Genomic DNA, 12123 nt, shown 5'->3' with positions numbered 1-12123 from the left:
TTAGCTTTTATTCTTGTACCAAACCAATCTCCAATAAATTTGGCCAGTTTTTTCCTGTGACAAATAATTGCTTACTGTTTTTGTCGTAGGCAATTCCATTAAGAACTTCACCTGTTTTACGATAATCTAGGGCTAATATGCTTGCGTCGATTCTTCCTGTTACAACACCTGTTGCTGGGTCAATAATCACGATTTTGTTTCTAGTGTAAACATTCGCGTAAATCTTTCCTTCGATGTATTCTAATTCATTTAGTCCTTTTACTGGACCTTCATTGGTGTACACTTCAATGGTTCTTTTTAAACCAAATGTTTTAGGATCTCTAAAATAAATACGTTCAGAACCATCAGACATAATTAGTTGATTGCCGTCGTTACATAATCCCCAACCTTCACCAGTGTAAGTGAAAGTCTCTTGTTGTTCTAATGTGTTTTTGTCGTAAACAAAACATGTATGTTCTTGCCAAGTTAATTGATACAGTTGGTCATTTAAAATTGTGATTCCTTCTCCAAAATATTTTTCGTCTAGTAATTTTTGTTCTTGAATTTTACCAGAATTCAAATCAACCTTAGCAACCATGCTTTTTCCTGTTGCACCCGTTCCACCTGTACCTTCGTAAAGTTGACCATTGTCAAACTCTAAGCCTTGAGTGTAAGAAGTTGTGGCATGAGGATATACTGTGAGTACTTCTGCTGAATACTCTTTAGGATATATGTCTGGTAAAAGTTTGATGATGCGGTGATCGACTCTTTTTCTTCCATTATTGGTAATGGTTTCAAGCGAAAGTTGATTGGTTCCAAATTTCCAATTGTTGGTCTTTAACTGAAAGTTCATTTTATTTTTGGAAACAGGTCCCTCGAAAATAATAGAGTCACTTTTGTAGACTTTAATAGACTTTAAATCTGACGGGTTTGCAATACTGATGACTGCTTCAATTGTTTCTCCTTTTTGAACACTAGTATTGTTGAAAGGGAGTTCAAATCTTGCAGGGACCAAACTTCCCGTTACGACTTTATCTTCTTCTGTACATGAAAATACCAATACAGATAAAACTGCGATTAAAACAGAATAGAAAGAAAGCTTTTTCATCATTTTAAAGTGCATTTTTTATTTCACTTGCCGAAATTCCATTATGTGAAGCATTGTACACTTCCTTTTCATTTTGAATTACGATAACCTGCGGAGACTGGTGCATAACTCCTGATAGTTCACTAAGTAAATTAGAGACGTCACGATTTGCAATTAAATCAATGAAGTATAATTGTATGTTTTCATTTTCCTCCCATTGTGACTCAAATCGACTTAATGCCATTGAAGAAATACTGCATCTAGTTGAATGTTTAAAGAAAACACCCGCTTTGTTTTGCGTATCTGCAATTGCTTGATTTAACTCGTCAACTGATGAAATATTCACCCAGTTGATTTTATTATCATTCGATTTTTTGCCAAAAGAGAAAAGTCCCATAATTATAATGTAGATTTAAATTGTTTTAGAAAACGAACATCGTTCTCAGAGTATAAGCGTAAATCGTTTACACGATATTTTAATTGAGCAATTCTTTCAATTCCCATTCCAAATGCAAAACCACTGTATTCTTTTGGATCGATGTTAGCAGCTTCTAAAACACTTGGGTCTACCATTCCACAACCTAAAATTTCCAGCCATCCTGTGTATTTACATACGTTACACCCTTCTTGGTTACAAATTGTACAACTGACATCTACTTCTGCACTTGGTTCAGTAAACGGGAAGTAAGAAGGTCTTAATCTTATTTTTGCTTTTTTTCCAAACATTTCTTGTGCGAAAAACAAAATCGTTTGTTTTAAATCGGCAAAAGAAACATCCTTATCAATAAATAATCCTTCCACTTGATGAAAGAAACAGTGTGCACGTGCAGAAATTGCTTCATTTCTAAAAACACGTCCAGGAGATATTGTACGAATTGGTGGTTTGCTATTTTCCATCACACGTACTTGAACTGAAGAAGTGTGCGTTCTTAGGGCCATTTCTTCATCGTCTGTCTTAACGAAAAATGTATCTTGCATGTCTCTTGCTGGATGTTCTTCCGGGAAGTTTAATGCAGAGAAATTGTGCCAATCATCTTCTACTTCTGGTCCTTCTGAAACACCATAGCCAATACGCTCAAAAATAGAAATGATTTCCTTACGAATCACGCTAATTGGGTGTCGAGAACCAATTTCACTTGGCTCACCTGGTCTAGAGAAATCAATCTTTTCTTCGTTTTGTGTTTCATTCGAAAGTTGATCTTGAAACTGATCAAAAACTGATTGAGCGGTGTTTTTTAGTTCATTAATTTTCTGACCTACCATTTTTTTATCTTCATTCGGAACTGTTTTTAACTCCGAAAACAATGGTTTTAGACAGTTTTTTGAACCTAGAAAACGAATTCTAAATTCTTCCAATTGTGCTGAATCAGTGATTGAAGCTGAGTTTACTTCATTTAATAACTCTTCAAGCTTATGTTGTAGATCTGACATTTTACCTTATTCTTTTACTTTAAATTGAATACAAGTGTACTTGTATTACTGCAAATTTAGTAGTATTTTTTCATATTACGACTTCCATTTCAAAAAGTTGGGTATTCCTTAATTTAAGAGGATTAAAAATACTGAATTAGAACTGTTTTTCTACAAAAACTTTAAAGGTTGACTAATTTATTCTTAGTAATTTAGTGCTATGTCAAAATTCAAATATCTATTTTTAATATTGTTGCTATCAAGCGCTTGCAAAACAAAGGATAATTCACCAATTACAACTGAAAATTTGTTTTTTGGTCATCGTGGAAGTGGAGCAGATGTGTATGATGGAAAATATATTGAAAATACCTTAACTTCTGTAGTTAATGCTTTGGATATGTTAGATGGTTGTGAGGTGGATATACAGATGAGTAAAGATTGTACGATTTGGTTGTATCATGACGATAATTTAGGACATTTCTGTGATATTGTGCAAACTCATCCTATATGTATACCAACGACGAATGACGTGACAATAGAAAGTATCGAACAATGTAGAGGTGATCTTAAAGATAGGATTTATAAACTTGAGGAGGTCCTGAAACTGTTATGTAAACCAGAATATAAACAATCATTTTTGTCTTTGGATGTAAAAGGATATTTTGATTCGCTCTGTTTTCCTTCCAGAAATGCTCCTGAAACTTATTTTACTCAAATGGGAGAGGAGCTTGTTAGAATGGTTGAGCATTACAATTTGGAAAATCAGATAATCGTTGAAACAGCATACACCACTTTCTTAGATGAGGTGAAAAATTCGAATTCAAATATTCGATGTCACTTGATTGGTTATGAAAATTTTGAAGAGGTTTCAATGCGTGCCATTGAGCATGACTATGATGGTGTTTCTTTTAGTTTGTTTGACGAATCAATTTCTAAAGAGGCGGTTGAAGAAGTAAAAAACAAAGGGCTAGAAGTTCAAGTATGGCCGATAAATGATTCCATTTTGCTCCAAAAAGCCATGGATATGAAACCATTTTCTATGCAAATCAGTAAACTGAAGTTTGCTGATTGATTCTCCATTAGATTGAAGATAATGTTCATCTATTTGTTTGAAAGATAGTATTTTGTTTTGACAAAACTTATTTCACTTTCCGTACAATAAGGTTTAATTTGATGTTTTGAAAAACGGAGTTATTTTGTCGTTTTTAATACTGTACTTATTCAAGATAATATATGTTTCCAGTAGTTTTGAAAAGCGTTTTTCTCTTTTAACATCTTCGTATGGTTCCAGTTCAAGTCCCTCTTTAATGCGGTATAGACGTTCATGTATGTAAGCATATTCTTCCCATACAACACCAATAATATCACCTCTAAATGTTCCTAGAAAAATTGGATTTTTAGAACGTATATCATTTTTAAAAGACACACCATTCCCTAGCCAATGGGTAAGTTTGTTCTTTGTTTTCCAATTTAAATTTGGAAGAATATCCATAATGGTTGAAGGAATATCCCAATGAGAAATGATTTCATTAAACTTTTGTGGTTTATTTATTTTTGGGGAGTAAAGAATAAAAGGAATATGATATCCGCCCAATTCACTGTGTAAATCGAGTGCTGTTACGCTGTGATCTCCCATAATCATAAATATAGTTTCCTCGAAATCTTCTCGCTCTTCATATTTTTTGAAGAATTTCTTTAATGATTGATCTGCATAATACACTGTAGAAATTATCTCTTTATTTTGATCAAAAAAATCAGCATCCAAATTGGTTAGATTTTTCTTCGCTTTTTCAATATAATGTTGTTTGTCAGGAATATCATATGGCGTGTGTAGACTTAAGGTAAGGTAAAGATTAAAATAAGGAGAAGTTATTTGTGCGTTTTGCATAAATTGAAAATATGCATCGACTGTAGATTGATCATGATAACCATATGAAAATTTTTGGTCTGAATTCGATGTCTTTAAATTGAAATGTTCATTAATGTAGCTTTCGTTTACGATGCCATCAAATTTGTTTTCTACTAAGAAGCTATGGTAATTGTCAAAATGAGACCAGCCACCATAAATAAAGTTTGTGGAGTAGCCTTTATCCTTCAAAAATTTCGATACAGAATTGTATTTAGGTTGTTTTCCTTTGTAATTTAAAAAGCCACGTTCAAAACCATGAGGCAAGCCTGCCAAAGCTGCGGCAAACACTCCGTGTGTTCGGTCGGTTATGCTTAACATATTGGGCCAGTAGAGCGATTGTTTGGATAAAGAGTCAATAAAAGGAGTCATGCTTCCAAATTTTGCTTCCTCCCCTGAAAACCTCGATGAAAGACCTTCCGAGATGATCAAAACCACATTTTTTATTTTTTCATGATCATTTATGTATTCAGCCCAATTGTTTTTTATGAGATCATCGGATGAATAGGTAAATGGATAGTCCTCATTTGTCAAATTGCTTTCTCTACCAATTATTTCTTTGTAGGTTTCGATTGCCTCAAAAGGCTTTTTTTCTTTCGACTCTTCCGGAGATATTAATTGATAAAGACTTGTGAAAAAGTAACTTAGTTTAGAGGTGTGAATTTGTTTTTCATAATGACTATAGTGTGGAAGTGTTCTTGGATGTACTTCACCTCGAAAAAGAAATAAACATAATGAGAGAATAGTGAATGATTGTCCGATTATGCGCAAGGTCTTGTTCTTCTCTAATTGAGGTTTTATATACCAAAAACTAAAAGCAACAAGGATGATGCTAATGAGGTATGGCCAAAAGAATGTACTAAAAACCCCTCCTGATTCTCCACTTAAAATGATTTTCAATTCTGTTAAACTAAAATAGAAAAAGGTTTTATCTAGTAGGATATCACTGGTATAAAAGAATTGATTTAAAGCCAAATGTATAAAAGTCAAAATAATAAATAACGCACTGAATGTGACTTGAAATAATCTTCTTGAAATTTTGTAAAGTAGATAGAAAATCAAAAAGAAGCTGAGGTAGTATAGGGCTAAAAATATCAGGTCAAACTCCACACTGTATGTAAAACTTCTAAACGGTTTATGAAATACCTGTACATTTTCTATAAGAAGCGTGAATTCAATAATTCTAAAAACCACTAAAAACAAAATAGGTAGAATAAATAGCGAAGTATAGCTTTTAAGGAAAGATACAAATGTTGAGCGCAAGTTTTGCATAAAGTTGAATGGATTTTAGAAAGTTTTTAGTTTATAATTAAATTTTGGAGAACAATATACGATTTTAATAGATAAGTTGTTTTAGTACAAAACCTCAATGTAAAGCGCTTTTAGTTCCTGGTTGTTGGCATTCGGATATTTAAAGAGCTAGTTTAGCTGAATTGAAACGGCTTTATTATTAAAGTATCTGACTTTTAATACACTGTTAAATTTTATTTTTTTGGGAAAATTCTTCCTTCCTTTGAGAATAATAATATTTATTCCATAACTTAGCGTCATTAAAAAAAGTGGTATTATGAAATTTAAAAATATATTCTTATCTCTAATTGTAGGATTTAGTGCTGTTTTCATGACATCTTGTGAAAATGAGGACGAATCTGTTTTAAAGATTTTTGTACGTTCAAGCAATAATGTTTTGACACCAGATGCAAGAGTAATGATTGTTGGTGATGTTGACCAAGGTACTCCTGAATATCAATCAGAAACAATTACTAACGAGTCAGGTGTTGCGATTTTTAATTTAGGGGAATTGTTTGATCAGTATGGTAAAAAGGATGATAAAGTAGCTTACTTTTCAGTGTATGCTAAAGATACTGCAGAATTTTACACAAAAGATAAAGCGAGAGCGAAACAATATTTGACATCTACTGAGACAATTGTTTTGGAAGAATAGCAACTTTTTCTTTCGTTTTTCGTTAAACACACAAGATTATTAAAAGAAATAAAAGCATATTACAATGAAAAATTATATCATTTTCGCGTTAACTATAGTACTGACTGGTTTTATCGGTTTTAGTTTTAGTTCATGCGATAAGAAAATTGACACAACGGCAAAAATCATGGTGCGTGATACTTCGAATTCATACGTATCTGGTGCTCGTGTTATTTTGTACGGAACATCTACGACAATTCCACAACAAGCAGTCGAAAGAAGAGATACAGCATATACAAATTCTTCAGGTATTGCGATTTTCAACTATAATGACATCTATCAAACTGGTCAAGCTGGGGTTGCGGTATTAGATATTATTGCAAGTAAAGGAGATCAAGAAGGAGAAGGAATTATAAAAATTGAAGAAGAAGAATCAAACGTAGCTACTGTTTTTATTCAGCCGTAGTTAGATTTATAATATTGAATGAAACCCTATCCTTAATTGGTTAGGGTTTTTTTTATGCTTTTAAAGTTGTTAATTTATAACATAATCGTTCACTTTTTTAATTTCGTCATCATATTGTTTTTGTGTGCAATAGCGAAAGATTCAATTGAAGTGTTTTTTTATTAGACTCAGGGTTAATACGATTTATATTATAGCTATTCTAGGCTCGTTTTATTGTTTTTAAAGCTGAAATATGAAAGTTAAAATGATGATTAAGAAAATTTAATATTTTTTTAATAAACGCTTATGTTTCCAGTGTATTCCTAAAGATTCGTCATATTTTTCTAATTATTTGTTGAATATGACAAGAAGAACAGAACTTTCCTTTCAGAATAAATTTTTTTTTGTACTTTAGCCCGTCGAAAAGACGCAATTTGAAATAAGGAGAGGTGCAGGAGTGGCTGAACTGGCTCGCCTGGAAAGCGAGTGTTCCGATTGTATCGGAACCGAGGGTTCGAATCCCTCTCTCTCCGCCATCAAACTTGTGTATTTTTGATTAAATTAGGAATATTAAATAATTTATTAAAACGATTAATTTTTAATCTTTGGAACATGAAAAAAATAGTTAGTTCTTTAGCAATCATCGGAATGTTTACATTCGGATTTAGCTCGGTATCATTTGCAGACCAACAAGAAGCTGTAAATCAAAATGAAGAAAGTGTAGAACTTCAGGAAGAAGGAGTAGAGGGAGATTCATTGATGAATGAAGACGCTCAGCCAGAAACTGTAGTTGAGGAAGAACCTGTAGAGGAAACTGTAGAGGCTCAAGAAGAAGTTGAAGTTGAAAAAGGTTTTACTTCTACACTTAAGAAGAAGTTTATTGAAGGAGATCCATTTTGGATGGGTATCGTATTGATCGCTTTGATTATTGGTATTGCATTATGTATCGAAAGAATTGTATACCTTAATTTGTCTTCTATTAATACAAAGAAATTCTTAGAGGAAGTTGAAGCAGCAATTGCAAAAGGTGATATTGAAGGAGCTAAAGAAATTTGTAGAAATACAAGAGGACCAATTGCTTCTATTTTTTACCAAGGACTTGCACGTGTTGACGAAGGTGTTGAAGCGGTTGAAAAAACTGTTGTTGCCTACGGAGGAGTTCAAATGGGACTTTTAGAAAAAGGTGTTTCATGGATTTCGTTATTTATCGCACTAGCACCAATGCTTGGGTTTATGGGTACGGTAATCGGGATGATCCAAGCCTTTGAGAAAATTGTTGAGGATGGTCAAGTATCTCCAATTACAGTTGCTGGTGGTATTCAGGTAGCACTTTTAACAACAGTATTTGGTTTGATTTCAGCGATTATTCTACAGATTTTTTACAATTACATCGTTGCAAAAGTTGACGGAATTGTAAATGAAATGGAGAATTCATCAATTTCATTGGTGGACATGATGATTAAATATAAAGTTACTTCTAAGTAATTTTTATTCATCGAATTTATTCACATTAAAAAAACCATATATCATGGATAATGAAAAGAAATTGAACATTTTAGGGCTTATAATAAAAGTTGTAATTGCTGTTCCTGCTTTGATATTCGGTTTTATCGTAATGACATCAGGAGTAAATGCTGATAGTGATGATACGGTAAAGCAAAATTTTATGGAAAGCTTCGCGTTTAATGGAGTTATGAATATCAGCTATTACGCAATTATTCTTGCCGTTATACTGGTTCTATTGTTCTTTGTTATCTTGCTCGTTACACGTCCGCTTCAAGCAGTAAAATCTATTTTAGGAATTATTGTAGCCGCATTGTTATTCTTTGTATTGTATTCTATGGGAACTACAGATACAGTTGAATCTTTAAATGTACAAGGGGATATTACAGCAAGTGAAGCCACAATGAACTTTACGCATGCCGGAATTTATACTGCGATCATTGGATTGGGTATTTGTTCTGTATTGGCGATGTTCATGGGACTAATTGTTAAATTATTTAGAAACTAAACAGTAATGGCACAGCGAGAAGCACCGGAAATTAATGCAGGTTCGATGGCGGATATCGCCTTCTTATTGCTAATCTTTTTTCTTGTTACAACAACAATGGACAAGGACACGGCTTACTTGCGTAAAATACCAAAGAAAGTTGAATCTAAAATTCAACCACCACCGGTTGAAGAAAAGAATATCTATAAGATTGTTATCAATAGTAAACAGGTAATTCAGGCACGTGATTCTATTATCGAACCTGAAGATATTTCTACTCTTAACAGTAGAATCAAGCATTTCTATACTGTGAATAGAGATAGAAAAACAGATCGTGCCTTAGATTATCCTTACTATGCATTTGGTACAAAAGAATTGTATTCAAATAACTTGATTACACAGCAAAACAGATTAGATGCACTTGAAAACCGTAAGGTGATTGACGATAAAACATCTAAAATGATTGATCAAACGCTTGTAGCGATCGAAAAATGGAATGAAAAGCTAGAAATGATGAATCTTTATACCGAGTTTAGTGGTAAAAAAGAGATGCCAGAGATAGCTTTTGAGGCTCATATTCGTCTTGAATCATTTGTCGATACCGACTACTCAGCGTATGTTGCTGTTCAGTCTGAAGTTCAACGTGCAGTAACAGAATTACGTGACGAAGAGGCAATGGCTTTATTTGGAATAACATGGACGGCAATGAACCGTTACATTCAACAAAATAAGCTAGAAGACACTCCAGAGTTGCGTCTTTATCAAGAACACGTCGAATTAATAGAAACATTGTATCCTCTAAGATTAATTGAGGTTAAACCAAAACGTTAACTATGTCAAAATTTAGAAAAAAGGATGGGAAATCTGCTCCGGCGATTAATACATCTTCTCTTCCAGATATCGTTTTCATGTTATTGTTCTTCTTCATGGTTGCAACAACAACTAAAGAGATAGATCCATTGGTGAAAATTACCCCAGCACAAGGTGTAGGAGTAACTGATTTAACACCATTTAAACAAAGATCAACAGTTGATTTTGTTTACCTTGGGACACCTATCAAAGGAGACGCTTCAAAATTCGATAAAGGTGTTGCAGTTCAATATGATGGACTACTTCACCCTGATGGAATTAATTATATCGGTAAATGGAAGTTGGCTAAATTTAATGATAAGCCAGCGGAGATGACTGACCCTAAAGAGAATGTAATCACTTGTTTTAAGGCAGATGAAAAAGTACCTATGGGTATTATCTTTACTGCTCGTGAAATCTTAAGAGATAACAACTTCAATTCTATTGCATACTCTGCAGCAGAAATGGGGAACAAAAGCAATTATAGCATTAGGGTACAATAAATACTCTTGATTTAATATTGAACAATTCCATCTGCTCTCTAGTAGATGGAATTTTTTTGTCATACAAATTGATAACAATGACTTTATTAAGTTTTTAAATTCTTAATTTTGTTTAAAATGAGAAAAACATGCTTAAAGTATTTGGTTTCGTTGTCCTATCAATTTTCTTGTTTAGCTGTGATAGTGTGGATCAGTCACAAAAGGGATCAGTCACAAAAGTTGGGGAGGAATTAGACTAAATTTCATTTCTTTGTGTTAAAGTAGAGCAAATGGAAAACTATCTTGATTTATTAAAGTTGATTTACCCGAGATGATCGTAGCGCATTTTGACTTTACTCGTTCTGAGCAGAAAACAGATAAGTTAGCGTTGTATTTTGAGGAAAAAGTATTCAACCTAAAGAGTTCAGCGATTTATCCTTAGTATCTAAAGGATTTCATAAAGAAGTTGTCATACAAGATTTTCCTTTGCGAGGAAAGTTAGTTTATTTACATGTGAAACGACGTAGATGGACTGATAAAGCTAGTGGAAAGGTGGTTCAACGAGACTGGAATGTTGTAGCTAAAGGGACGAGAATGACTGTGGAATTCGCGTCTTTTTTAAAAGAAATTAATCAATACTAAGGCCGTAGACTGTAGCATTATTGGTAATTTCTTTGGGGTTTCTGGTAAAAAACTACAACGACAATATCGAGATTTCTTAAGTGACTTTAATGAATGGAAGGATAAATCCCATGCTTCTGAATGGTTGATTTACCCCGAAAACATTGGAAAATATTTATCAATTGATGAAGTTGCTTTGTCTCAAGGTGAACTTTATACAGTTCTCACCAATAAAAAATCAAAGGGTATAAAAGGCTCTATAGTTGCAATAGTCGAAGGTACCAAAGCGGAAAAAGTTATTGAACACATCAACAAAATAGATGTTTCTAAACGTAATAAAGTCAAGGAGATCACCTTGGATATGGCTAATAGTATGAAGCTGATTTCAAAAAAGTGCTTCCCAAACGCAACTCAGGTTATTGATCGTTTTCATGTTCAAAAACTATGTGCGGAAGCTGTTCAAGAAATTGGAATTAAACATAGATGGGAAGCCATGGACGAGGAAAATGAACAGCTCATCAAGGCGAAATTGAAAGGACTAAACTATATTCCAGAAACTTATAGTAATGGAGATACTCGAAAACAATTGTTGGCTAGAGGAAGATATTTATTATATAAAAGTCGTGAAAAGTGGACAGAGAATCAGGAGCTAAGAGCACAGATATTATTTGAGGAATACCCAAGGATTAAAACTGCATACGACTTATCTCAAAAATTTAGACTGATTTATAACAATACTACGGAAAAAAGAGTGGCTTTAACCAAGCTAGCGCATTGGTATAAAGATGTTGAAGAATCCCAGTTTAAGAGTTTTAATACAATCGTTAATACATTCCATCTAAACTATCAAACGATTGTAAATTACTTTGAGAACTGAAGCACTAATGCTTCAGCAGAGTCTTTTTATGCTAAAATTAAAGCCTTCAGATCTCAATTTAGAGGTGTTAGAAATGTTGACTTTTTTTTATTCCGTTTATCTGAAATTTATGCCTAATCCCCAACAATTAGTCTTGATCCTTTATGATTTTTATGGAGGGAGTAGACAAATGTATCGTCACTATAGTTTAGAGAAACATCAAGAATTAGTAGCAGTTCATACAGATAACTTCGCGAAATTAAGTAAGAAAGCAAGAGAAAATCCTGTTGATGAATCTAATGAACTCCTAGTAGATGAATCATTAGGGGAGTATGCTAAAGGAGCTGCTATATTTAGTCAGTATTGTACTGCTTGTCATAAAGAGAAAGAGGTTTTGGTTGGTCCTCCTATTGCTGAAATGGCTGAAATCTATATAAACAATGAAACAGCATTAATTGATTGGATAAGAGAACCCGGTAAGAAGCGCGAAGACTTCCCTCAAATGCCAGGATTTCCTCAATTGTCAGATGAAGAATTACAAGAATTATCAAAATATATTATCAAATAAAAAGTT

14 protein-coding genes and 1 tRNA gene are annotated in these 12123 nt (G+C 33.3%); 11 read left to right on the top strand and 4 right to left on the bottom strand.

The genetic code is table 11. The annotated features are described in order from the left end of the window. Positions 1–7: 7 nt before the first annotated feature. Genes DXU93_RS09235 through pheS form a run of 3 tightly spaced genes read right to left on the bottom strand, consistent with a single transcriptional unit; the run spans position 8 to position 2497 of the window. Positions 8–1090 (bottom strand): glutaminyl-peptide cyclotransferase, encoded by a 1083-nt coding sequence (locus DXU93_RS09235; protein WP_165851376.1) that lies wholly within the window; start codon positions 1088–1090, stop codon positions 8–10. Position 1091: 1 nt separating this feature from the next. Next, positions 1092–1463 carry a bacillithiol system redox-active protein YtxJ gene (ytxJ, locus tag DXU93_RS09230; protein WP_116880996.1) on the bottom strand — a complete coding sequence of 124 codons (372 nt, stop codon included), beginning with the start codon at positions 1461–1463 and terminating at the stop codon, positions 1092–1094. Positions 1464–1465: 2 nt separating this feature from the next. Continuing rightward, entirely contained in the window at positions 1466–2497 is a 1032-nt protein-coding gene (gene pheS / locus DXU93_RS09225; RefSeq protein ID WP_116880995.1) for a phenylalanine--tRNA ligase subunit alpha, read from the bottom strand. Positions 2498–2696: 199 nt separating this feature from the next. Between pheS and DXU93_RS09220 the strand changes: the two genes are divergently transcribed. Beyond that, complete coding sequence (locus tag DXU93_RS09220) at positions 2697–3548, top strand: glycerophosphodiester phosphodiesterase (RefSeq protein ID WP_116880994.1); 852 nt, start codon at positions 2697–2699, stop codon at positions 3546–3548. A 93-nt stretch (positions 3549–3641) separates the two neighbouring features. On the opposite strand, the gene DXU93_RS09215 is transcribed toward DXU93_RS09220, so the two are convergent. Then, positions 3642–5654 (bottom strand): LTA synthase family protein, encoded by a 2013-nt coding sequence (locus DXU93_RS09215; protein WP_116880993.1) that lies wholly within the window; start codon positions 5652–5654, stop codon positions 3642–3644. A 295-nt stretch (positions 5655–5949) separates the two neighbouring features. Here DXU93_RS09215 and DXU93_RS09205 point away from each other — a divergent pair, with 295 nt between their 5' ends. From DXU93_RS09205 to DXU93_RS09160, 10 genes are all read left to right on the top strand, one after another. Then, positions 5950–6327: a hypothetical protein gene (locus tag DXU93_RS09205; RefSeq protein WP_123776100.1), complete on the top strand. Its 378-nt coding sequence runs from the start codon at positions 5950–5952 to the stop codon at positions 6325–6327. A gap of 64 nt (positions 6328–6391) precedes the next feature. Next, positions 6392–6772: a hypothetical protein gene (locus DXU93_RS09200; RefSeq protein ID WP_116880990.1), complete on the top strand. Its 381-nt coding sequence runs from the start codon at positions 6392–6394 to the stop codon at positions 6770–6772. 422 nt (positions 6773–7194) lie between these two features. Then, positions 7195–7287: transfer RNA gene (locus DXU93_RS09195), tRNA-Ser, on the top strand. A 76-nt stretch (positions 7288–7363) separates the two neighbouring features. Further along, positions 7364–8236, top strand: a complete 873-nt coding sequence (locus tag DXU93_RS09190) for a MotA/TolQ/ExbB proton channel family protein (protein ID WP_116880989.1) — start codon at positions 7364–7366, stop codon at positions 8234–8236. 43 nt (positions 8237–8279) lie between these two features. Beyond that, positions 8280–8762, top strand: a complete 483-nt coding sequence (locus tag DXU93_RS09185) for a hypothetical protein (protein WP_116880988.1) — start codon at positions 8280–8282, stop codon at positions 8760–8762. A gap of 6 nt (positions 8763–8768) precedes the next feature. Next, complete coding sequence (locus DXU93_RS09180) at positions 8769–9572, top strand: ExbD/TolR family protein (RefSeq protein ID WP_116880987.1); 804 nt, start codon at positions 8769–8771, stop codon at positions 9570–9572. Between the two features lie 2 nt (positions 9573–9574). Further along, positions 9575–10093 (top strand): ExbD/TolR family protein, encoded by a 519-nt coding sequence (locus tag DXU93_RS09175; protein WP_116880986.1) that lies wholly within the window; start codon positions 9575–9577, stop codon positions 10091–10093. 387 nt (positions 10094–10480) lie between these two features. Continuing rightward, positions 10481–10714: an ISAon1 family transposase N-terminal region protein gene (locus tag DXU93_RS15365; RefSeq protein WP_449374872.1), complete on the top strand. Its 234-nt coding sequence runs from the start codon at positions 10481–10483 to the stop codon at positions 10712–10714. After that, positions 10704–11570, top strand: a complete 867-nt coding sequence (locus DXU93_RS09165; RefSeq protein WP_449374871.1) for an ISAon1 family transposase — start codon at positions 10704–10706, stop codon at positions 11568–11570. The genes DXU93_RS15365 and DXU93_RS09165 overlap by 11 nt, the downstream gene beginning before the upstream one ends. A 28-nt stretch (positions 11571–11598) precedes the next feature. Continuing rightward, positions 11599–12117 carry a c-type cytochrome gene (locus DXU93_RS09160; protein WP_240623446.1) on the top strand — a complete coding sequence of 173 codons (519 nt, stop codon included), beginning with the start codon at positions 11599–11601 and terminating at the stop codon, positions 12115–12117. Positions 12118–12123: the final 6 nt, after the last annotated feature.

Origin of the sequence: Brumimicrobium aurantiacum, assembly GCF_003402975.1 — a bacterium.
Classification (GTDB): Bacteria; Bacteroidota; Bacteroidia; order Flavobacteriales_D; family Crocinitomicaceae; genus Brumimicrobium; species Brumimicrobium aurantiacum.
This window is presented reverse-complemented; position numbering and strand designations above follow the sequence as displayed.

Bases quoted from the DNA above. Each gene is read 5' to 3' on its own strand.
- DXU93_RS09235 (WP_165851376.1), bottom strand. From the start codon at position 1,090: ATGATGAAAAAGCTTTCTTTCTATTCTGTTTTAATCGCAGTTTTATCT.
- ytxJ (WP_116880996.1), bottom strand. From the start codon at position 1,463: ATGGGACTTTTCTCTTTTGGCAAAAAATCGAATGATAATAAAATCAAC.
- pheS (WP_116880995.1), bottom strand. From the start codon at position 2,497: ATGTCAGATCTACAACATAAGCTTGAAGAGTTATTAAATGAAGTAAAC.
- DXU93_RS09220 (WP_116880994.1), top strand. From the start codon at position 2,697: ATGTCAAAATTCAAATATCTATTTTTAATATTGTTGCTATCAAGCGCT.
- DXU93_RS09215 (WP_116880993.1), bottom strand. From the start codon at position 5,654: ATGCAAAACTTGCGCTCAACATTTGTATCTTTCCTTAAAAGCTATACT.
- DXU93_RS09205 (WP_123776100.1), top strand. From the start codon at position 5,950: ATGAAATTTAAAAATATATTCTTATCTCTAATTGTAGGATTTAGTGCT.
- DXU93_RS09200 (WP_116880990.1), top strand. From the start codon at position 6,392: ATGAAAAATTATATCATTTTCGCGTTAACTATAGTACTGACTGGTTTT.
- DXU93_RS09190 (WP_116880989.1), top strand. From the start codon at position 7,364: ATGAAAAAAATAGTTAGTTCTTTAGCAATCATCGGAATGTTTACATTC.
- DXU93_RS09185 (WP_116880988.1), top strand. From the start codon at position 8,280: ATGGATAATGAAAAGAAATTGAACATTTTAGGGCTTATAATAAAAGTT.
- DXU93_RS09180 (WP_116880987.1), top strand. From the start codon at position 8,769: ATGGCACAGCGAGAAGCACCGGAAATTAATGCAGGTTCGATGGCGGAT.
- DXU93_RS09175 (WP_116880986.1), top strand. From the start codon at position 9,575: ATGTCAAAATTTAGAAAAAAGGATGGGAAATCTGCTCCGGCGATTAAT.
- DXU93_RS09160 (WP_240623446.1), top strand. From the start codon at position 11,599: ATGCTAAAATTAAAGCCTTCAGATCTCAATTTAGAGGTGTTAGAAATG.